Annotated in this window: 16 protein-coding genes; 8 read left to right on the plus strand and 8 right to left on the minus strand. The window is 62.6% G+C overall.

Annotation, left to right across the window (positions count from 1 at the left end):
* Positions 1-95: 95 nt before the first annotated feature.
* On the minus strand, positions 96-1,397 hold the full coding sequence (locus ACIPZH_RS09130; protein WP_400635988.1) for a mechanosensitive ion channel family protein: 1,302 nt from the start codon (positions 1,395-1,397) through the stop codon (positions 96-98).
* Between the two features lie 105 nt (positions 1,398-1,502).
* Between ACIPZH_RS09130 and ACIPZH_RS09135 the strand changes: the two genes are divergently transcribed.
* Positions 1,503-2,864, plus strand: a complete 1,362-nt coding sequence (locus ACIPZH_RS09135; RefSeq protein WP_400635989.1) for a DEAD/DEAH box helicase — start codon at positions 1,503-1,505, stop codon at positions 2,862-2,864.
* A 94-nt stretch (positions 2,865-2,958) separates the two neighbouring features.
* Here ACIPZH_RS09135 and ACIPZH_RS09140 read toward each other — a convergent pair whose 3' ends face one another.
* Positions 2,959-3,231: a hypothetical protein gene (locus ACIPZH_RS09140; RefSeq protein ID WP_400635990.1), complete on the minus strand. Its 273-nt coding sequence runs from the start codon at positions 3,229-3,231 to the stop codon at positions 2,959-2,961.
* 185 nt (positions 3,232-3,416) lie between these two features.
* Between ACIPZH_RS09140 and ACIPZH_RS09145 the strand changes: the two genes are divergently transcribed.
* Positions 3,417-3,812 (plus strand): transcriptional regulator, encoded by a 396-nt coding sequence (locus tag ACIPZH_RS09145; RefSeq protein WP_241807210.1) that lies wholly within the window; start codon positions 3,417-3,419, stop codon positions 3,810-3,812.
* Positions 3,813-3,917: 105 nt separating this feature from the next.
* Positions 3,918-4,844, plus strand: a complete 927-nt coding sequence (locus tag ACIPZH_RS09150; RefSeq protein WP_241807209.1) for a DMT family transporter — start codon at positions 3,918-3,920, stop codon at positions 4,842-4,844.
* A gap of 247 nt (positions 4,845-5,091) precedes the next feature.
* Here the strand turns inward: ACIPZH_RS09150 and ACIPZH_RS09155 are convergent, their stop codons facing one another.
* Positions 5,092-6,261 (minus strand): MFS transporter, encoded by a 1,170-nt coding sequence (locus tag ACIPZH_RS09155; RefSeq protein ID WP_400635991.1) that lies wholly within the window; start codon positions 6,259-6,261, stop codon positions 5,092-5,094.
* Positions 6,262-6,367: 106 nt separating this feature from the next.
* Between ACIPZH_RS09155 and ACIPZH_RS09160 the strand changes: the two genes are divergently transcribed.
* Both ACIPZH_RS09160 and ACIPZH_RS09165 read left to right on the plus strand, forming a co-directional pair.
* Positions 6,368-7,261, plus strand: a complete 894-nt coding sequence (locus tag ACIPZH_RS09160; protein ID WP_241804683.1) for a putrescine utilization regulator PtrR — start codon at positions 6,368-6,370, stop codon at positions 7,259-7,261.
* Positions 7,262-7,385: 124 nt separating this feature from the next.
* Positions 7,386-7,514 (plus strand): PA1414 family protein, encoded by a 129-nt coding sequence (locus tag ACIPZH_RS09165; RefSeq protein ID WP_008090807.1) that lies wholly within the window; start codon positions 7,386-7,388, stop codon positions 7,512-7,514.
* A gap of 146 nt (positions 7,515-7,660) precedes the next feature.
* On the opposite strand, the gene ACIPZH_RS09170 is transcribed toward ACIPZH_RS09165, so the two are convergent.
* A complete protein-coding gene (locus ACIPZH_RS09170) occupies positions 7,661-9,040 on the minus strand; it encodes a sodium:solute symporter (protein WP_241804682.1) in 1,380 nt (459 codons plus the stop codon).
* Positions 9,041-9,173: 133 nt separating this feature from the next.
* Complete coding sequence (speB, locus tag ACIPZH_RS09175; protein WP_012315641.1) at positions 9,174-10,124, minus strand: agmatinase; 951 nt, start codon at positions 10,122-10,124, stop codon at positions 9,174-9,176.
* A gap of 224 nt (positions 10,125-10,348) precedes the next feature.
* Here speB and ACIPZH_RS09180 point away from each other — a divergent pair, with 224 nt between their 5' ends.
* From ACIPZH_RS09180 to ACIPZH_RS09190, 3 genes are all read left to right on the plus strand, one after another.
* Entirely contained in the window at positions 10,349-11,242 is an 894-nt protein-coding gene (locus ACIPZH_RS09180) for a LysR family transcriptional regulator (protein WP_400635992.1), read from the plus strand.
* A 137-nt stretch (positions 11,243-11,379) separates the two neighbouring features.
* On the plus strand, positions 11,380-12,945 hold the full coding sequence (locus ACIPZH_RS09185) for a methyl-accepting chemotaxis protein (protein ID WP_400635993.1): 1,566 nt from the start codon (positions 11,380-11,382) through the stop codon (positions 12,943-12,945).
* A gap of 74 nt (positions 12,946-13,019) precedes the next feature.
* A complete protein-coding gene (locus tag ACIPZH_RS09190) occupies positions 13,020-13,619 on the plus strand; it encodes a tRNA-uridine aminocarboxypropyltransferase (RefSeq protein WP_400635994.1) in 600 nt (199 codons plus the stop codon).
* Positions 13,620-13,740: 121 nt separating this feature from the next.
* On the opposite strand, the gene ACIPZH_RS09195 is transcribed toward ACIPZH_RS09190, so the two are convergent.
* The 3 genes from ACIPZH_RS09195 to ACIPZH_RS09205 form a co-directional block, all read right to left on the minus strand.
* The gene (locus ACIPZH_RS09195; RefSeq protein WP_400635995.1) at positions 13,741-15,096 is read right to left on the minus strand and encodes an HlyD family type I secretion periplasmic adaptor subunit; all 1,356 of its coding nucleotides are present in this window, start codon (positions 15,094-15,096) and stop codon (positions 13,741-13,743) included.
* A 9-nt stretch (positions 15,097-15,105) separates the two neighbouring features.
* On the minus strand, positions 15,106-17,241 hold the full coding sequence (locus ACIPZH_RS09200) for a type I secretion system permease/ATPase (protein WP_400636086.1): 2,136 nt from the start codon (positions 17,239-17,241) through the stop codon (positions 15,106-15,108).
* A 77-nt stretch (positions 17,242-17,318) separates the two neighbouring features.
* Positions 17,319-18,692, minus strand: a complete 1,374-nt coding sequence (locus ACIPZH_RS09205) for a TolC family outer membrane protein (RefSeq protein ID WP_400635996.1) — start codon at positions 18,690-18,692, stop codon at positions 17,319-17,321.
* Positions 18,693-19,006: the final 314 nt, after the last annotated feature.

Below are 19,006 nucleotides of genomic sequence, written 5' to 3' on the forward strand. Positions count from 1 at the left end.
TCCAAGCAACCGTCTTGTCCAATTTTTAGAGGCCGGCGCAATCCATGTGGGAGCCGGGCTTGCCGGCGATGGGCCGCACAGCGGCCCCTGGGATCTCAAGCCTCGCTCAGGTCTTCCAGGCGATGCGGCGCTCGCTCCGTCGAAGCGCGCCCCGCCAGCCCGATGCGCATGTCATTACCGCTCGGCTGCTGATACAGGCTCAGCCCGAACTCCGGCAACACTGCCAGCAGGTAATCGAAGATATCCCCCTGGATCCGCTCGTAATCCGCCCACACCGTGGTGGTGGTGAAGCAGTAGATCTCCAGCGGCACCCCCTCGGCGCCGGTCTGCATCTGCCGGACCATGCAGGTCATGTCCTGATGCACGTTGGGGTGGTTTCTCAGGTAAGCCAGGGCAAAGGCGCGGAAGGTGCCGATGTTGGTCAACTGGCGACGGTTGGCCGACAGCTCGGCCACAGGCCCAAGTGCTTCGTTCCACTCAAGAAGTTCCTGGCGCTTGCCGGCCAGGTAGTCACCGAGCAGGCGCACGCCGCTCAGACGCTGTTCTTCTGCCCGGGTCAGAAAACGCACGCCCGATGCATCGATGAACAGGCTGCGTTTGATCCGCCGGCCGCCCGATTGCTGCATGCCCCGGTAGTTGCGGAACGACTCGCTCATCAGCCGCCAGGTTGGGATCGAAACGATGGTCTTGTCGAAATTCTGCACCTTCACCGTATGCAGAGTGATATCGACCACATCGCCATCGGCACCAACCTGGGGCATCTCGATCCAGTCGCCGACATGCAGCATGTCGTTACTGGTGAGCTGCACGCTGGCGACGAACGACAGCAAGGTGTCCTTGTACACCAACAGCAATACGGCCGACATCGCACCCAGGCCAGACAGCAGCAGCAGGGGGGAACGGTCGATCAGCGTGGCGACGATGACGATGGAGGCGAAAATCCACAGCATCATCTTCGCCAGTTGCACATAACCCTTGATCGAGCGGGTGCGGGCATGTTCGGTGCGGGCATAGATGTCGAGCAGGCCATCGAGCAGGCACGACAGCGCCAGGGTCATGAACAGCAGGGTGAAGGCCAGCGCCATGTTGCCAAGGAAATGCTGGGCGGTATCGGACAGCTCCGGTACCAGTTTCAGCCCGAACTGGATCACCAGCGACGGTGTGGTCTGCGCCAGGCGGTGAAACACCTTGTTGTGGCGCAGGTCGTCGAGCCATTTGAGCGCAGGCTGACGGGCCAGTAGGCGCGTGCCGTGCAGGATCAGAAAGCGCGCCAGGCGGCCGATTACCAGGGAAACCAACAGCAGCACGGCCAGGCCGATGGCGGCGTGGAGCATGGGGTGTTGGTCGAGGGTGCCCCACAGGTCGAGGCTGTCGCGCCAGAGTTTTTGCATATCCATGAGCTTCAGTACGGTCTTTGCTTGCGAAACGAAGCGCCATTAGAGCGCGGTTGGCGACAAAGTTGCCAAAAGAAATTCGGCTCCGGCTGCAGAAAACGTTACCCTATGCAACTGAATTTCCCGCACTTGCCTGAGGTTACCTCCGTGTTCTCCCAATTCGCCCTGCATGAACGCCTGCTTAAAGCCGTGGCCGAGCTTAAATTTGTCGAGCCAACCCCGGTGCAGGCCGCGGCCATCCCCTTGGCCCTGCAAGGGCGTGATCTGCGGGTGACCGCGCAGACCGGCAGCGGCAAGACCGCGGCCTTCGTCCTGCCGCTGCTCAACCGCCTGGTCGACCTCAAAGGCGCGCGCGTCGAGATCCGCGCGCTGATCCTGCTGCCGACTCGCGAGCTGGCCCAGCAGACCCTCAAGCAAGTGCAGCTGTTCTCGCAGTTCACCTACATCAAGGCGGGCCTGGTCACCGGCGGTGAAGACTTCAAGGAACAGGCCGCCATGCTGCGCAAGGTGCCGGATGTGCTGATCGGCACCCCGGGCCGCCTGCTCGAACAGCTCAATGCCGGCAACCTCGACCTGTCCCATGTACAGGTGATGATCCTCGACGAAGCCGACCGCATGCTCGACATGGGCTTCGCCGAAGACATGGAGCGCCTGTGCAAAGAATGCGAAAACCGTGAGCAAACCCTGCTGTTCTCGGCCACCACCGGCGGCGCGGCCCTGCGCGACATCATCGGCAAAGTGCTGAAAAACCCTGAGCACCTGATGCTCAACAGTGTCTCGCAGCTGGCCGAAGGCACTCGCCAGCAGGTCATCACCGCGGACCACGACCAGCACAAAGAGGCGATCGTGCAGTGGCTGCTGGCCAACGAAAAGTTCGACAAGGCGATCATCTTCACCAATACCCGCGTGCTCGCTGACCGCATCTATGGCCACCTAGTCGCCAAAGACGTAAAAGCGTTCGTGTTGCACGGTGAAAAGGACCAGAAGGACCGCAAGCTGGCCATCGAGCGCTTCAAGCAAGGCAGCTCCAAGGTACTGGTAGCCACCGACGTGGCGGCCCGTGGCCTGGACATCGACGGCCTGGACCTGGTGATCAACTTCGACATGCCGCGCAGCGGCGACGAGTATGTGCACCGCATTGGCCGCACCGGCCGTGCCGGCGGCGAAGGCCTGGCGATCTCGTTGATCACCCACAATGACTGGAACCTGATGTCCAGCATCGAGCGCTACCTCAAGCAGCAGTTCGAGCGCCGTGTGATCAAGGAAGTGAAAGGCACCTACAACGGGCCGAAGAAGGTCAAGGCGTCGGGCAAGGCTGCCGGTACCAAGAAGAAAAAGACCGAGAAGAAGGCTGGCGACAAAAAAGCGGCTGCCAAGCGTAAGCCGACCGCCAAGCCAAAGACCAACGCGCCACTGGCGAGCTCCGATGGCATGGCGCCGTTGAAGAAGCGCAAGCCTGCTGCTGAGTAATACCCTGCGCTAAGGCGCAATCGGCGGCAAGCCGGCTCCCGGGTGTTCACCTGCGAGAGCGGCTTTGCCGGCGATTGCGCCAGCAGCCCTGCTGTCAATCCGCTTTCTTTTCCGCCTCTTTCAATTCCTTGATCCGCTTGTCGATCAGCTGACACTTGTCGGGCAGGTCCTTACTCGCCGTGCCCAGCTCCATCCCTTGGAGCTCATCATTGATCTCCTTCGCTTTCTGCGGGTTTTGTGCGGTCAACTGGCTCACCAGCCCTGCCAGTTCCTCACGTTTCTGGGTAGCCTCTTCCGGTGTGCAGGCCCAGGCGGGCAGGGCGCAGAACACGGCAGTCGCACAGGCGATGCGCAGCAGCGGTTTCATCCTTTATACCTCCGGCGGTGGTTGTGCTCGGTGGAGAGCTTGTGCGGCCCGGAAGTTCAGCGTCCGTGACGGGCGGCCGTGCCGGCAAATCTGGCTACCCCTGTGCCGAGAACATTGGAACGTACTCAAACCCCGGCTGGTCCCAACCTGTGTACTCCATTCGTACATCGCATGAGGCCATAGCCATGAGCATCACCTACGACTGGGACTTGATCGAGCGTTTGTTGCACGAGGTGCAGAACGGCGCCGGTCATAGTTTTACACCACGCCCCTATGCCGAGCAGCACGCTGCGGCGATCGCCTGCGAAGGTCAGCAAGTCACCGATGTGGATCAACTCAAGACCCGTGCCTGCGAGTACGAGAAGCTGCTGTTCGAGCGCGGTTTCATCGAGAGCCGGCCGCCGGAAGAGGGTGGTAACGGCGAGAACTTCGTGCTGACCGAACGTGGTTCGCGGCTGATGAGCCTGATCGACAGCAGCATCCCGGGCTTCGAGCACCCCCGCCAAGTGCTCGATGAACAGGAGGATGCGCTGGACGAAACCACCTTCGAGCAGGTGTCGGCGAAGGCGCAGATCGCTTGAGGTCGTATTGAGGCTGGCAAGGCCTGCTCGGAAAAACCGATAATCGGCATTTCCTGAATACTGCCGAGCCTTGCCCATGCCATCGTTCACCCAAGAGGTCCGCCCATGAGTGCGGCCCGCAAGAATCCCGATGCGTTTGCCTTTCAGGTCATGCTGGGGCTGTGCCTGATCTGGGGTTGCCAACAGGTATTGATCAAATCTGCTGCGGTTGATATTGCGCCGGTGATGCAGGCTGCACTGCGTAACGGCCTTGCCGCCGTGCTGGTTGGCTTGATGATCTGCTGGCGCGGTGGCTGGGGGCAGGTGGGGAGTACTTGGCGAGGCGGGCTGCTGGCCGGCGGTTTGTTTGGCCTGGAGTTCCTGTTCATCGCCGAGGGGCTGAAGCTGACATCCGCGGCGCATATGTCAGTGTTTCTCTATACCGCACCGGTGTTCACGGCACTTGGGCTGCATCTGATGTTGCCCAGCGAGCGGCTGCGCCTGTTGCAGTGGCTGGGCATCGTCTTGGCGTTCGGCGGCATCGCTACCGCATTTGCCGGGGGGCTGTCGTTCGAGGAGATGGACGGGCGCATGCTGCTCGGCGATGCATTCGGTGTCCTGGCCGGTTTGGCTTGGGGGGCAACGACGGTGGTGGTACGGGGTTCGCGTTTGTCTGAGGCGCCTGCGACGTTGACGCTGTTCTATCAGCTGGCGGTGGGGTTTGTCGGGTTGGTGCTGATCGCCTTGCTTAGCGGGCAGATCGACAAGGTCGTGTGGACGCCTTTGGCGGTCGGCAGCGTGCTGTTCCAGGGCATTGTGGTTTCGTTCGTCAGCTACCTGACGTGGTTCTGGTTGCTGCGTAAGTACCTGGCTTCGAATCTGGCGGTGTTTTCCTTCATTACCCCGTTGTTTGGGGTGACGTTTGGCGTGCTATTGCTGGATGAACCGCTGAGCGTGAATTTCGTGCTTGGGGCAGTGATGGTTTTGCTCGGCGTGGTGCTGGTCAGTGCCGAGCCTTGGGTAAAGCAGCAGTTGCGCAGGTTTGTGGGGTAGGCGTCGTCTTTGCTGTACGTGCCGACCGGATCGGTAATCATCCGATCGCGCTCGACCAGATTAGCGTGGCTTTGGGGCCGCTATGCGGCCCATCGCCGGCAAGCCGGCTCCCACCTCCGTCCGCGAAGTTCTTCAGGCCTACGCTTCACCTGTGGCAGCAACTGCCTTACTCAACTTCTAAAAGCTGGCGCGATCCCATGTGGCCGGCTTGCCGGCGATAGGGCCGGTACTGATCAGCCTCGATCCATCAGGCAACCCGTCCCGCAATCTGGCAGTCGCGGTTGTGGCGTGTGCCCGTAAGCACCAACACCCCCGCCAGCCCCAACCCAGCCGCCGCCGTTGCCAGCGCCGGCTGCAAGCCCCCGCTGTAATGGTTGCTCAACGCCGCCAGCAACGGGCCGCTCAACTGTCCCAGCGCAAAGCACGCTGTCAGCAGCCCGGCATTGCGCTGCGTGGCATGGGGCGCCAGCTCCCTCGAGCGTTGCATCACCAACTGCATGCATGCCAGAAACGGCGTACCGCAGAGCACCACGCCCAAGGCCAAGCCAAGGCCGCCGCCCATCAGGCAGGCCAGTACGCCAAGGCCTTGCAGCCACAAGGTCGCGGTCAGCCAGGCCGAAGTGCGGCCGGCGCGTCGCACACTCACCAGCACCACGCCCAACGCCGCCGCCACACCAAACCCCGGCCAGAACAGGTCCGCCATCCAGTTGCCTTGGAACTGTTGGTTGGCCATTTGCGCCAGGAACGTGGCCGGCAGGATGTAGCCCACGCCATACAAGCCATACACCAGGCCAAGGCGGCCGATGCCAACGCTGCGTGTCGCCCCTCCCTGCACCGTGCTCGGCACCACAGCGGGTGCCTGAGCGCGAGGCAGCCAAGGGCGCACCGCCAGCAACATGACCAGCGCGGCAACGCTATACACCAGCCACAACGCCGCGGAGCTCAGCCCAAGCGAATGAGCGACCAGTGCCAGCAGGCCGGTCACGGCGATGCCCAGCCCAGGCCCGGCGAACACCAGGGCGCCAAGGCGCGGACGATTGTTGGCGTTGGCCAGTTGCTGGCTGAGGCTGGTGATCATCACCAGCACCCAGGCACTGGCTACGCCCGTACCGAAACGCAGCAGCAGGTGGCTCCAGAACCCGTCCGCAGCCCAGGACGCCAGGGTCAGCACCACACAGAGCCACAGCCCGCCGTGCAGGCACAGCCTGACCTGGGCGGGGGTGCGGGCGAACATGGCATACGCCGCACCAACGAAATAGCCCAGGTAGTTGGCTGCTGCGACAAGCCCGGCGCCGGTCAGGTCGAACTGGCCTTCGGCGATCAGTTGCGGCAGTTGCGGGGTGAGAGCGAAGCGGCCGATGCCCATGGCCATCATCAGCGCCACGGCGCTGGCCAACAGTTGTACGAATGGCGACATGTGGACACTCCCGCAAGGCTGTAAACGATGAAGGGAAGGTTAGGGCGCTTTTATTTTCAATAAAATTGAATAATGATGATAAAGTTGTTCTGTTTTGGAGAATGTCATGGAGTTCAGCCAGCTGCGTATCTTCCAGGCGGTCGCTGAGGAAGGTTCCATCACCCGCGCCGCCGAGCGCTTGCACCGGGTGCCGTCGAACCTTTCGACGCGCTTGCGCCAACTCGAAGAGCAACTGGGCGTGGAGCTGTTCTTGCGTGAGCGCCAGCGCCTGCAGTTATCACCCGCCGGCAAGGTGCTGCTGGATTACGCCAACCGTCTGGCGGCGCTGCGGGACGAAGCCATGGCGGCAGTGCAGGGCGGGCAGCCGGCCGGCGATTTCATCCTGGGTACCATGTACAGCACGGCTGCCATTCACCTGCCAGCGTTGTTGGCGCGTTACCATCAGGCCTATCCGGCCGTTAACCTGCAGGTGCAGGCTGCCCCCAGTGGCGAGTTGCTCGAGGGGTTGCTCAGCCACCGCCTGGACGCCGCCTTGGTGGACGGGCCGCCGAGCCTGGCGGGGCTGGATGGTGTGCCCTTGTGCGAAGAAGAACTGGTACTGATCACCAGCCCCGAACACCCACCGGTGCACAGCGCCAGCGATGTGGCGGGCAAGGCGGTGTTCACATTTCGTCAAGGGTGCTCCTACCGGATGCGCCTGGAGGCGTGGTATGCCCATGCCCATACGCCGATGGGGCGGGTAATGGAAATCGAGTCTTATCAGAGCATGCTGGCTTGTGTGATAGCTGGCGCGGGCGTGGCGCTGATGGCGCAGTCGATGCTCGACAGCCTGCCGGGGCGGGACCGCGTCCGGGTCCACCGGCTGCAGGCGCCGTTCGATCAGGCGGTGACCTGGCTGATGTGGCGGCAGGGGATGCGTGGGGCGAATTTGCAGGCGTGGGTCGATTTGCAACAAAGCGAAACGATTAACCAGCCGTCGGAATCCACCGTTTCCGCTTGATCCGCGTCAAACTTGCCCCTATCTGTAACAACAAGGGCATGCGTAATACAGGACATCGGACTATGATCTGTATGAAACATCGTAGGATTGATTGACCGAGAGGCTGACCCGTCAAGGGGGCACTATGAAAAACCAAATGTTCAACTGGCTCCACGACTTGGCTGTCGCCCTGGGGCTGATACCACCACCTCTACAGCCGGTGCCGATCCCGACTGATGAAGAGCAGCGCAGGCGCCAGCCGCGTCGTCGCTGAACACAACGAGGCCGCGATATCAGTGATGATGGCGCGGCTTTTTTCGTTGTTGCCGGGATGCATGCTTTGATTTTGCGCTTGTTTGGGACCGAGCACTGCCCGCGCGGCACTCGATCCCAAGGGCGCTGTTAAGGCCTGCGCCATCCTCAAGCCAGCGTAACCACTCCCACCGGTTTGCGCGACAGCAGGCTGACCAGCACGAAACTCACCAGGCCAACCGCCAGGCTGTAGTAGATCGGCGTATTGGCGTCCAGCCCATCCTTGAACATGAACAACAGCGCCGTGGCAAAGCCCAGCGTCATGCTGGCGATGGCCCCTGCGGTGGTCGCACGTTTCCAGAAGATCGCCCCGATCAGCGGGATCAGCATGCCGCCGACCAGCAGGTTATAGGCCAGGGTCAGTGCGCTGATCACATCGTTCACCGCCAGCGCGATGCCCAGCACCACCAAGCCGGTGAGCAGGGTGAACAGGCGGCTGACACCCAGGCTCGATTGCTTGCCGCCACGCAATTTAGGCAGCAGGTCCTCGGTAATGGTGGTCGAGGCGGCCAGCAGGCCGGCACTGGCGGTCGACATCATCGCAGCCAGGGCAGCGGCCATCAGCAGGCCACGGATACCATCAGGCAACTGGCTCTTGATCATCTCGGCGAACGCGTTGTTCGGGTTGGCCAGGTCCGGCATCAGCACGTGCGCGGCCATGCCGATCAGGGCACAAGCCAGGCCATAGAGCACGCAGTACAGGCCTGCAGTGGTACCGGCACGTTGGCAGACCTTCTCGTCGCGGGCGGTGAATACCCGCTGCCAGATGTCCTGGCCAATCAGGATGCCGAAGAAGTAGATCAGGAAGTAGGTGATGATGGTGTCCCAGCCGATGGTGGTCCAGGCGAAGCTGGCCGCCGGCAGCTTGGCTACCAGGGTGTCCCAGCCACCAGCGTTGTACAGGCACACCGGCAGCAGGATGAACATCAGGCCCACGGTCTTGATCACGAACTGGACGATGTCGGTCAGGGTCAACGACCACATGCCGCCGATGGTCGAGTAGACCACCACCACCCCGCCGCCGAGCAGCAGCGACATCCAGAACGGCAAGTCCAGCAATACCTGCAGGACAGTCGCCATGGCCAGGGTCGAGGTGACGCCGATCATCAGCGCGTAGGCCAGCATGATTGCCGCACTGGCCTGGCGCGCCATGGGGTTGTAGCGCCGCTCCAGTACCTGGGTCACGGTGAAGATCTTCAGGCGCAGCAGCGGTTTGGCGAGGAACAGGTTGAGGGCGATGATGCCCAGGCCCAAGGCTGCGCACAGCCAGAAGCCGGAGATGCCGTGCACATAGCCAAGGCGTACGGTGCCGACGGTGGAGGCGCCGCCGAGCACGGTGGTGGCCATGGTGCCCATGTACAAGGTCGGGCCCAGGTTGCGCCCTGCCACCAGGTAGTCTTCGTGTGTTTTCGCGCGCCGCATGCCATACCAGCCCAGCCCGAGCATGCCGGCGGTATAGATCATTACAACAATGATGTCCAAGGCCATTGGGGGTCTCCCGATTATCTTTATTATGGCGAGATCGACCACTCAGGCGGCCTCACGGCGCCTGGCGGTCTTGTCTTGTGTTGGCGGGCCTCTGTGGCCCTCCCTCATGGCTCCTGCCGGGGTGCAACAAGTTTCAGCGGCGCACGACGCCCGGTAGCACGCAGAGCATTTCGAACAGCAGGTTGGCACCGAGCAGCGAGGTGTTGCCGGTGGTGTCGTAAGGCGGGGAGACTTCGACAAGGTCACAGCCGATCAGGTCCAGGCCGTGGCAGCCGCGAATGATCTCCATCGCCTGGATGGTGGTCAAGCCGCCAATTTCCGGGGTGCCGGTGCCAGGTGCCCAGGCTGGGTCGATACCGTCGATGTCGAAGGACAGGTACACCGGACCGCCGCCGACCTTTTCACGTACTTCGGCCATCAGCGGTTCCAGTGACTTGTGCCAGCACTCTTCGGCCTGCACCACGCGAAAACCTTGGCGGCGGCTCCAGTTGAAGTCGTCGGCGGTATAGCCCTGGGCGCGCAGGCCGATCTGGACCACGCGGTCGCAATCGAGCAGGCCCTCTTCCACCGCGCGGCGGAAGGTGGTGCCGTGGGCGATTTTCTCGCCGAACATGTGGTCGTTGACGTCGGCGTGAGCGTCGATGTGCACCAGGCCGATCTTGCCGTGTTTCTTGTGCAGGGCGCGCAGAATCGGCAGGGTGATGGTGTGGTCGCCACCCAGCGTCATCGGGATGACGTTGTGCTCGACGATCTCGTCGTACGCTTCTTCGATGATGCGCACGGCATCGAGCAGGTTGAAGGTGTTGATCGCCACGTCACCGATGTCGGCCACCGACAGCGAGTCGAACGGGGCGGCACCGGTGGCCATGTTGTACGGGCGGATCATCACCGATTCGGCGCGGATCTGCCGTGGCCCGAAGCGGGTACCGGAGCGCAGCGAGGTGCCGATGTCCAGGGGTACGCCGATGAACGCGGCATCCAGGCCTTCAGCGCTTTGCAGGTGGGGCAGACGGAGCATGGTGGCGATGCCGCCGAAACGCGGCATTTCGTTGCCGCCCAGTGGTTGATGGAGAACTTTGTCCACGGTGGGCCTCATCAGTCGGTCGATTGTTTTGTTTGTTCGAACCTGTGCCGCCGCGCGCCTTGAAATACGGTTATGCCGGCGGGCAGGGACATTTCGGCCAAGTCTGCTGAAGGTAGTGCGTGGGAAAAATCGCTACCGGCAAATACTTACTTCAGGAATTTCTGAACTAAACGCCACCGTAGCGGGTAGACTGCGCGCAAATGACACTGCGGAACCGCTGCACCATGGCCTCGACCCTGCCTGACCTGAAACTGCTGCGCATCTTTGTCAGCGTGGTGCGCCACCAAGGCTTTGCCAATGCACAGCGCGATCTCAACCTGTCGACCTCGGCCATCAGTACCTACATGAGCCAGCTCGAAGGGGCCTTGGGCATCGTGCTGTGCCACCGGGGCCGTGGCGGCTTCAGCCTGACCAGCAAGGGCGAGCTGTTCCACCAGGAGACCTTGCGCCTGCTGGCGGAGCTCGATGGCTTCGAGCAATACGCCGCAGCACTCAAGGGGGAGCTGCGCGGTACGCTCAACCTCGGGGTGATCGACTCAACCGTGGGCGACCGCGCGCTGCCTTTGGCTGAAGCGATCGGCGCCTACAGCCAGGAGCACCCGGCGGTGCACCTGCACCTTTCGGTGTCCAGCCCCTATGAGCTGCAGCTGGGCGTGCAGGACAACCGCCTGGACCTGGCGATCGGGGCATTCTCCTCGCGCATGAGTGGCCTGGTTTACCAGCCGCTGTACCGCGAGCAGCATTGGTTGTACTGCAGCAGTCGCCACCCGTTGTTCCTCGAGCGGCGTATCCCCGAGCCGGTGGTGACCCAACAGCGCATGGTCGGGCGTGGTTACTGGAGCCAGGCGGAGTTGGCCCGGCACGGCTTCAAACACAGCGCGGCGACCGTCGAGAGTATGGAGGCGCAGCTGATTCTGATCCTGTCCGGTGCCTATATCGGCTACCTGCCCGAGCACTATGCCCAGGCCTGGGTGGACAAGGGCGACTTGCGTGTACTATCTCCGGCCACCTTCGGCTATCAAGCGCCATTTTCGTTGATCATCCGCCGCGGTCGCAGCCGGGAGCCCTTGATTCAGACCTTCCGCGACCTGCTCAAAAGCCAACTCAATGTTGGCTGATGTACAAGGCGTTCCGGTCATTCCGTCGGGATGAGTAAATTTCCTACAAACCTGACCACTACGCTGATGGCGTTCTGCTAAACCTCTACTTGCTTTGATGATTTTTCCCTTCATCTATACAAGCAAGGACCGCCCAGATGCGCATGAATTTGCCCGTCACTGAGCATGAAAGAACCTTTTCCAGCGACCAGCGGCTGATCTCTACCACCGACCTGAACAGCCACATCACGTACTGCAACGACGCGTTCGTGGCGATCAGCGGGTTCACCTACGACGAGCTGGTGGGCCAGCCCCACAACCTGGTGCGTCACCCCGACATGCCACCGGCGGTTTTCGGGCATATGTGGGACACCCTCAAACAAGGTAAACCTTGGATGGGCGTGGTGAAGAACCGCGCCAAGAATGGTGATTTCTACTGGGTGAGTGCCTATGTCACCGCCATCTATGAGAACGGCCGCGTCAGCGGTTACGAGTCGGTGCGTTCGGTGCCCAGCCGTGAGCAGATCCGCCGCGCAGAGCGGCTGTATGCGCGCCTGCGCGGCGGGCGCCCGGCCGTACCCTGGGCCGCGCGGCTGGCGCGTGGCGTTGGCGATGGCTGGCCGCTGATCGGTGCAGGCCTGCTGTCGGCTGCCGGCTACCTCTGGTTACCGCCCTATGCAGCGTTGGGCGTACTGATGGCCAGTATGCTGTTGGCCTGGTACCTGATCGAACAGCGGCATAACCAGGCGATCCGCCGCACACTGGCCGAACATCCCAAGGCCTTCACCAGCCCGCTGGTAGCGCTGACGTACAGTGACAACCCGGGCCTGCATGGCCAGCTCGACCTGGCAATCATCAGCGAGGAAGCCAGGCTGCAGACCGCCCTGACGCGGCTGGTGGACGCCGGCGTCGGCGTGAAGTCGCGGGCCGCTCAGTCGGCCGACCTGTCCGATGCCCAGGCACAGATGCTCGATCGACAGCGCAGTGAGACCGACCAGTCGGCCACCGCCATTGCGCAAATGGCGGCGACCATTCAGGAAGTGACGCATAACGTGCAAAGCACCGCGCATGCGGCAGGCGATGCCGACCAGTTGGCGCAGCAGGGCAGCGAACTGGCCCAGCAGAGCCTCAAGGCGATGGGCAGCATGAGCGAGGCGGTCAGCGACATTGGCCAGGCGGTCAATGCCCTGGCTGAACAGACCCAGTCGATCGGCAGTGTGGTCGACACCATCACCTCGATTGCCGAACAGACCAATTTGCTCGCGCTCAATGCCGCGATCGAGGCGGCGCGGGCGGGTGAGCAGGGCAGGGGCTTTGCCGTGGTGGCCGATGAGGTGCGCTCGCTGGCGCAGCGCACGCGCAGCTCGACCGAGGAGATCCACCAGATCATCGCCTCGCTGCGCGCTGGCGCCGAGCGGGCGGTGAGTACTGCCAGCCGTGGCGAACAGATTTCACGCGACAGCGTGCACAGTGTCGAGGCGGTGCAGTCGGCGCTGGCCGGGATTGCCCAGGCGGTCAGCCGTATCACGGGTATGAGCCAGCAGATGGCGACGGCGTCCGAGCAGCAAAGCCACGTGGCTGAAGACATCAACCAGCAGATCGTGCGCATCGCCCAGTTGTGTGACCAAACGGCGGGGCAGGCCAAGCAGGGGGCTGAGATCAGCCAGGACCTGGAGCGAATGGCGGAGTATCTGCACAGTCTGGCGGAGCGCTTCAACCGCTGATTACAGCCTTTCCCACAAGGATGTGGGGCTTTTCCTCAGAGCTGTGGCACACTGCGCCCGGTAAGGAGAAGCCGATGTCCAGACCCCGCTGCGAGCGCTGCCAGCGCCCGCTCGATCACTGCCTTTGCCCACTGATCCCCTCGCTCGACAGCCGCACCCGTGTGGTCCTGCTGCAGCACCCCAGTGAAATTTCGCACGCCCTGAACACCGCACGCCTGGCTGCGCTTGGGCTGGTCAATGCCGAGTTGCGCGTTGGCGAGGTGTTTGAAGACCTGGGTGATTTGCTGAGCGCACCGGGGTATCGGCCGGTGCTCTTGTTCCCAGGTGAGCAGGCCCAGGTGCTCGCCGCCTATGGCGATGCAGAGGGCAGGCCGCTCATGCTGATTGTCCCCGATGGCACCTGGCGCAAGGCCCGCAAGCTTTTGTACCTCAATCCCCTGCTCGAAGCGTTGCCCAGGGTGACGCTGGCGCAGGTGTCGCCCTCGCGCTACCGCGTGCGCAAGGCGCCTGAGCCGGGAGCGGTGTCGACCATAGAGGCGGTGGTGCAGGCCTTGAATGTGCTGGAGCAGCCGGCGTGTTTCGATGCGTTGCTGCGCCCGTTCGAAGCGTTGATCGAAGGGCAGATCAGGGCGATGGGGACTGAGACGTTCCAAAGAAATCATGGTGAAGGCTGATAACGGCACTGGCGGGGGCTTTATCTGCCAACGATTGCAGGCGTTTTTTTAGCCTGTAGCCTCGTGCCAGGGCGGCTGTGCGCGGGAGACCTCAAGGTCTGCCGAGTTCCAGGCTCCCGGTTCACCGCTCCCGCAACGCCTCGGTCCGTGCTTTGAGCACCGGCTTGAGCAGATAATCCAGCACACTCTTCTGCCCGGTGATGATATCCACCGTGGCCACCATCCCGGGGATGATCAGCAGCGGCTTGTTGTCGCCGCCCAGGTGATTCTTCTCGGTGCGTACCTGAATCAGGTAAAACGCATTGCCTTTGTCATCGGTCACGGTATCGGCACCGATCAGCTCGAGCTTGGCCTTCATACCGCCATAAATGGTGTAGTCATACGCACTGAACTTCACCATCGCCGGTTGCCCCGGGTGCAGGAACGCCACGTCCTGTGGCCGCACCTTCGCCTCGATCAGCAGGTTGTCCTCGATCGGCACGATCTCCACCAGGTCGCTGCCCGGCTGCACCACGCCGCCAATGGTGTTGACCTTGAGCATCTTGACGATACCTCGCACCGGCGACACCACGGTGGTGCGGTTGACCCGGTCGTCGATGGCGATGCTGGTGGCGGTGATCTTCGACAGCTCCGTGCGTTTGTCGTTGAGCTCCTTGGCGGCGTCGGAGCGAAAGGCGGCCTCTGATTCCTGGATCTTGCTCCTGATCTCAGCCACGGCTGCCTCGGCACGGGGGATGGCCAGGTTGGTGGCGTTGAGTTGGCCGCGAGCTTCCACGGTGCGTTGCTTGAGCCGCAGGATTTCCACCGGTGAGATGGCACCTTTGCTCACCAGGGGGGCCGACATGTCCAATTCCTGTTGCAGCAGGCCTACCGCCGAGCGGTACTGCTCGACCTTGGAACGGAACTCGGCCAATTCCTGGGTCTTCTGTCGCAACTGCTCGTTGAGGGTTTGCTTTTCACTGGCCAGGCGACGCTGGCGCGAGTCGTACAGCGACAGCTCGTCCTCGGCCACCTGGGGCGCCTTGGCCCGTACCTCGTCGGACAGCACGAAGGGCCGGCCTTCGGCTTCTGCTGACAGGCGCTCGACCTGGGCAGTCAAGGCATAGCGGTCAGCCTCGCTTTCGCCTTTGTTGGACTGGAACCGCGTGTCGTCCAGGCGCAGCAGGGTGGCGCCTTTGTCCACCATCTGGCCTTCGCGCACGAAGATCTCGGTGACGATGCCGCCTTCAAGGTTCTGCACCACCTGCACCTTGCTCGAAGGGATCGCCTTGCCTTCGCCGACCGTCACCTCGTCGAGCACTGCCAGGCTTGCCCAGATCACGGCCGCCAGCAGTAGCGCCGCCGCCAGCCACACGGTCAGGCGCGACAGGCGCGGGGAATCCTGCAGGGTGGCGCTGGCCAGCTCTGGCATGTAGTCGTGTTCGGTGCGCTTGTCGGCGCTGCTGTGGGTGCTGCGCACGCTGTGGCCGATGGGCATGTGAACCTCCTAGAGAGCTGCGCCGATGCGGCCCTTGCGCAGGGCATCGATGACCGCATCCTTGGGCCCGTCGGCGACGATCTTGCCGTTGTCCAGCACCAGCAGGCGGTCCACCAGGCTCAGCATCGAGGTGCGGTGGGTGACCAGCAGCAGGGTCTTGCCAGGCACCCAGTTCAGCAGGCGTTGGCGCAGTTGCTCTTCGCTGCTGTTGTCCATGTGGCTGGTAGGTTCGTCGAGGATCAGGATGGGCGGCTCCAGCAGCAGCGCACGGGCCAGTAGCACGGCCTGGCGCTGCCCGCCGGAGAGCAGCTGGCCGCGTTCGCCCACCGGGCGGTCGAAACCCTGCGGGTGCTGGCGGGCCAGCTCGCTGACGCCGGTCAGCTCGGCCACTTCGAGCATGCGCGCATCGCTCACGTGGCGGGCACCGAGGGTGAGGTTGTCACGCAGGCTGCCGGCCAGCAGGGGCAGGTCATGGGCCACGTAGCCAAGCTGGCTGCGCAGGTCGGCGATGTCCAGTTGGCGCAGGTCGAGGTTGTCCAGCAACACCTGGCCTTCTTCTGGGTGATGGAAGCCCATCAGTAGCCGGCCCAAGGTGCTTTTGCCCGAGCCGCTGCGGCCAATGATGCCGATCCGCTCACCCGGCTTGATGGTCACATTGACATCCTGCAGTGCCGGGCCGATCTGTGCTGGGTAACGGAAGCTGACATGGCTGAGGGTCAGGCCGCCCTTGAGGGCGGTGTGTTCCAGGGCTTGCTGTTCGGCCTGGCGTTCTTGCGGCAGGGCCATCAGGGCATCGGTGCTGCGCATCGTCAGTTGCGCTTGCTGATAGCGGGTGATCAGCCCTGCGATCTGGCCGAGCGGTGCCAGTACTCGGCTACCGAGCATGTAGCTGGCGACCAGGGCGCCGACACTGAGGTTACCGGCGATGATGCTGTACACCCCGGCGACGATGGTGGCCATGCCGCAGAACTGTTGGATGAACAGCGTGCCGTTGCTCGCCAGCGACGACAGGTTGCGGGCGTGGGCGTCGAGCCGGGCGATGGCGCCATTGGTGTGTTCCCACTGGTACTGGCGCTCGCTCTGAGCACCGCAGGCCTTGAGGGTTTCCAGGCCACCGAGGGTTTCGATCAGCAATGCCTGGCGTACCGCACCGAGGCTGAGGCTTTTTTGCACGGTGTCGCGCAGGCGTACCTGAATGAGCAGGGCAAAGCCCACCGCCAGCGGGAAGGCGATCAGCGGGATCAGTACCAGCCAGCCGCCCAGCAGGCCGATCACCAGTAGCATGAGGGCGACGAAGGGCAGGTCGATGATGCTGGTCAGGGTGACTGCGGTGAGGAATTCGCGCAGGCCCTGGAAGTCGTGGATGCTCTGGGCGAAGCCGCCGACGCTGGCAGGTTTGGCCTTCATCGCCATGCCGGTGATGCGTTCGAACAGGGCGGCGGAGAGGATCAGGTCGGTCTTCTTGCCGGCTTGGTCCAGCAGGTGGGCGCGGACCATGCGCAGCACCAGCTCGAAGGCGGTGCCGATGAACAGGCCAGCGACCAGCACCCACAGGGTCGAAAGAGCCTGGTTGGGTACTACGCGGTCGTAGGTCTGCATCACGAACAGCGGCACCATCAGGCCCAGCAGGTTGATCAGCAGGCTGGCCAGCAACGCATCGCCGTACAGCCAGCGGGAATGGCGCAATGTATCGCGGAACCAGGCCTCGACCCGCGGTAGCAGTGGCGAGCGGACCTCCTCCAGGGTATGACGGGGGCGTGCGAACAGGGCGTGGCCTGCGTAGGCCTGTTCCAGCGCCTCGCGCTCTACCCATTGTTCGCCGCCTTCAGCCTCGCAGGGCAGGATCAGCGCCCGGCCATCTTCGCCCCAGCGCTGCAGCACGGCGCTGCGGCCGTCTTTGAGCAACAGCAGCACCGGCAGGTTGAGCGGCGAAATGGCCTCCAGTTCACGCTGCAACACACGCCCTTGCAAACCGGCACGCGCCGCAGCGCGTGGCAGCAAATCCGCCCCCAGGCGTTGCTGGAACAGTGGCAGCCCACTGCTCAGGCTGGCGCGGCTGGCCGGCCGACCATGCAGGTGGCATAGGATCAGCAGGCCATCGAGCAGCGGGTCATCGATATCGGGGCGCGGTTGTGCGCTTTGCATACTGGTCACGATGAACTACTCCCGCCACGGTATTAGGGGTGAGGTGCGGTACTGCGTGCCAGTTGCGTGCGACTGGCTCAACGCATGTCAGGCAACCTGGCTTCGATGCGTACGTCGTTGTTGGCAATGGCCTCCGGCGGCAGCGAAATACGCTGTTTGCTCAACAGCTCACCCATGGTCGCCAGCACGCGATACATCGAGTACTCCTCGGTGTAACGCACCTCGGTGTAACGGCGGTTGGCGTTGTAGAGCTCATTCTCGCTGTCGAGCACATCGAGCAGGGTGCGTTGGCCCAGGCCGAACTGGTCCTGATAAGCGGCGCGCACACGCTGCGTCGTTTCTGCGTACTCGCGGGCGGTAGGGGTCTGCTTACGCGCGTTGTTCATGGCGTTCCAGGCCAGGCTGAGGTTTTCGGTCAGCTCGCGCAACGCGTTGTTGCGGATGTCCAGCGCCTGGTTGATCTTGTGAGCGTCGGACTGCAGGCGGGCCTTGTCGCTGCCGCCGCGGAACAGGTTGTAGGTGAGTTCTACGCCGGCCTGCCAGTCGTTGTTGCTGTGGCCTTTTTCACCACCGAGGTTGTTGTTGGCGCCGGTGGCCAGCACCGCGTCCAGGCGCGGGTAGAACGGTGATTTGGCCACTTCGTACTGCTGCTCGGCGGCATTGACGTCGGCCTGGGCAGATTTCAGGTAGGGGTTGTTCTGGCGCATGCCTTCGCGCGCCTCGTCCAGCGTGCCCGGCATTTGCACCTTGACCGATTGCGGGCCTTCCAGCTCATCCGGCAGGCGGCCGACCACGCTGTAGAAATTGGCTTCGGCATCGGCCAGGTCGACCTCGGCGGTGTCCAGATTGTTTTCCGCCAGAGCCCGGCGTGCGCGGGATTGGTCAAGGTCGGCAGTGCTGCCCACGCCCCGCTCGCTACGCAGGCCTATCTGGTCGCTGACGCGCAAGTGCGCCTGCAGGTTGTTCTTTGCCAGGGTCACCAACTCGCGGCGTTTGAGCACTTCCAGGTACACCTCGATGGCGCGCAGGGCGACATCTTGGGCGACGGCCTGTGTGTAGTAGGCGCGGGAGGTCGCTACCGCCTCGGTACGCCCCACTTCGTTGGCGGTGTTGAAACCATCGAAGATCATTTGCCGAAGACGCAACTCCGACTGGGTGTAGTTCAGGGTTTCTTTGTTGTGGTTGCGCGTACCGTCAGGGTTCAGGCCGCGGGTGTTGAGGTTGTCCGAACGCTGCCTACCGTACCCGGCTACCAGGTCGACGGTTGGGTAGTAGCCGCCACGGGCGAATTTCACGTCCTCGTCGGCGGATAACCGGCTGTTACGGTTGGAGCTTATTTCCGGGTGGTAGTCCACGGCGCTCTGGACGGCCTCGGTGAGTGACATCGCCTGAACGTTGGCGCACGCCATGGCCAACAGAATTGCACTGGTGATGGGGTTGAAAACGCGCATGGGGTACTTCTCCCTGATCTCAAAATGGTCCTGCTATTCGCCAAAAAAATGACGATTTTTTTAGTTAAAACCGTTTCATGTTTGTAACAACTGAGCTAAGAACATTTAGCGCGCGAGCTAAGAAGATTTTTTCATAAGCCCTATGCGAAAAAAAACTTATGCGCTCTATCGAAACCAAGACATTGTTTTACCCAAGTGATTTGGGAAGCCGCTGTAGCCTGCGAGTTTCCTGCATCGCAAAGAGTTCCAGAGTTTTTATGGCTAAGGACGTGGGGTAGGTAGGTAAAAGCGGAATTTGGCGACAAAAATTTGGC

The organism is Pseudomonas sp. NPDC089758, assembly GCF_044748705.1.
In the GTDB taxonomy this organism is placed as follows: domain Bacteria; phylum Pseudomonadota; class Gammaproteobacteria; order Pseudomonadales; family Pseudomonadaceae; genus Aquipseudomonas; species Aquipseudomonas putida_X.

Coding starts and splice junctions, on each gene's coding strand:
- ACIPZH_RS09130 (WP_400635988.1), bottom strand. CDS start 1,397: ATGGATATGCAAAAACTCTGGCGCGACAGCCTCGACCTGTGGGGCACC.
- ACIPZH_RS09135 (WP_400635989.1), top strand. CDS start 1,503: ATGCAACTGAATTTCCCGCACTTGCCTGAGGTTACCTCCGTGTTCTCC.
- ACIPZH_RS09140 (WP_400635990.1), bottom strand. CDS start 3,231: ATGAAACCGCTGCTGCGCATCGCCTGTGCGACTGCCGTGTTCTGCGCC.
- ACIPZH_RS09145 (WP_241807210.1), top strand. CDS start 3,417: ATGAGCATCACCTACGACTGGGACTTGATCGAGCGTTTGTTGCACGAG.
- ACIPZH_RS09150 (WP_241807209.1), top strand. CDS start 3,918: ATGAGTGCGGCCCGCAAGAATCCCGATGCGTTTGCCTTTCAGGTCATG.
- ACIPZH_RS09155 (WP_400635991.1), bottom strand. CDS start 6,261: ATGTCGCCATTCGTACAACTGTTGGCCAGCGCCGTGGCGCTGATGATG.
- ACIPZH_RS09160 (WP_241804683.1), top strand. CDS start 6,368: ATGGAGTTCAGCCAGCTGCGTATCTTCCAGGCGGTCGCTGAGGAAGGT.
- ACIPZH_RS09165 (WP_008090807.1), top strand. CDS start 7,386: ATGAAAAACCAAATGTTCAACTGGCTCCACGACTTGGCTGTCGCCCTG.
- ACIPZH_RS09170 (WP_241804682.1), bottom strand. CDS start 9,040: ATGGCCTTGGACATCATTGTTGTAATGATCTATACCGCCGGCATGCTC.
- ACIPZH_RS09180 (WP_400635992.1), top strand. CDS start 10,349: ATGGCCTCGACCCTGCCTGACCTGAAACTGCTGCGCATCTTTGTCAGC.
- ACIPZH_RS09185 (WP_400635993.1), top strand. CDS start 11,380: ATGCGCATGAATTTGCCCGTCACTGAGCATGAAAGAACCTTTTCCAGC.
- ACIPZH_RS09190 (WP_400635994.1), top strand. CDS start 13,020: ATGTCCAGACCCCGCTGCGAGCGCTGCCAGCGCCCGCTCGATCACTGC.
- ACIPZH_RS09195 (WP_400635995.1), bottom strand. CDS start 15,096: ATGCCCATCGGCCACAGCGTGCGCAGCACCCACAGCAGCGCCGACAAG.
- ACIPZH_RS09200 (WP_400636086.1), bottom strand. CDS start 17,241: ATGCAAAGCGCACAACCGCGCCCCGATATCGATGACCCGCTGCTCGAT.
- ACIPZH_RS09205 (WP_400635996.1), bottom strand. CDS start 18,692: ATGCGCGTTTTCAACCCCATCACCAGTGCAATTCTGTTGGCCATGGCG.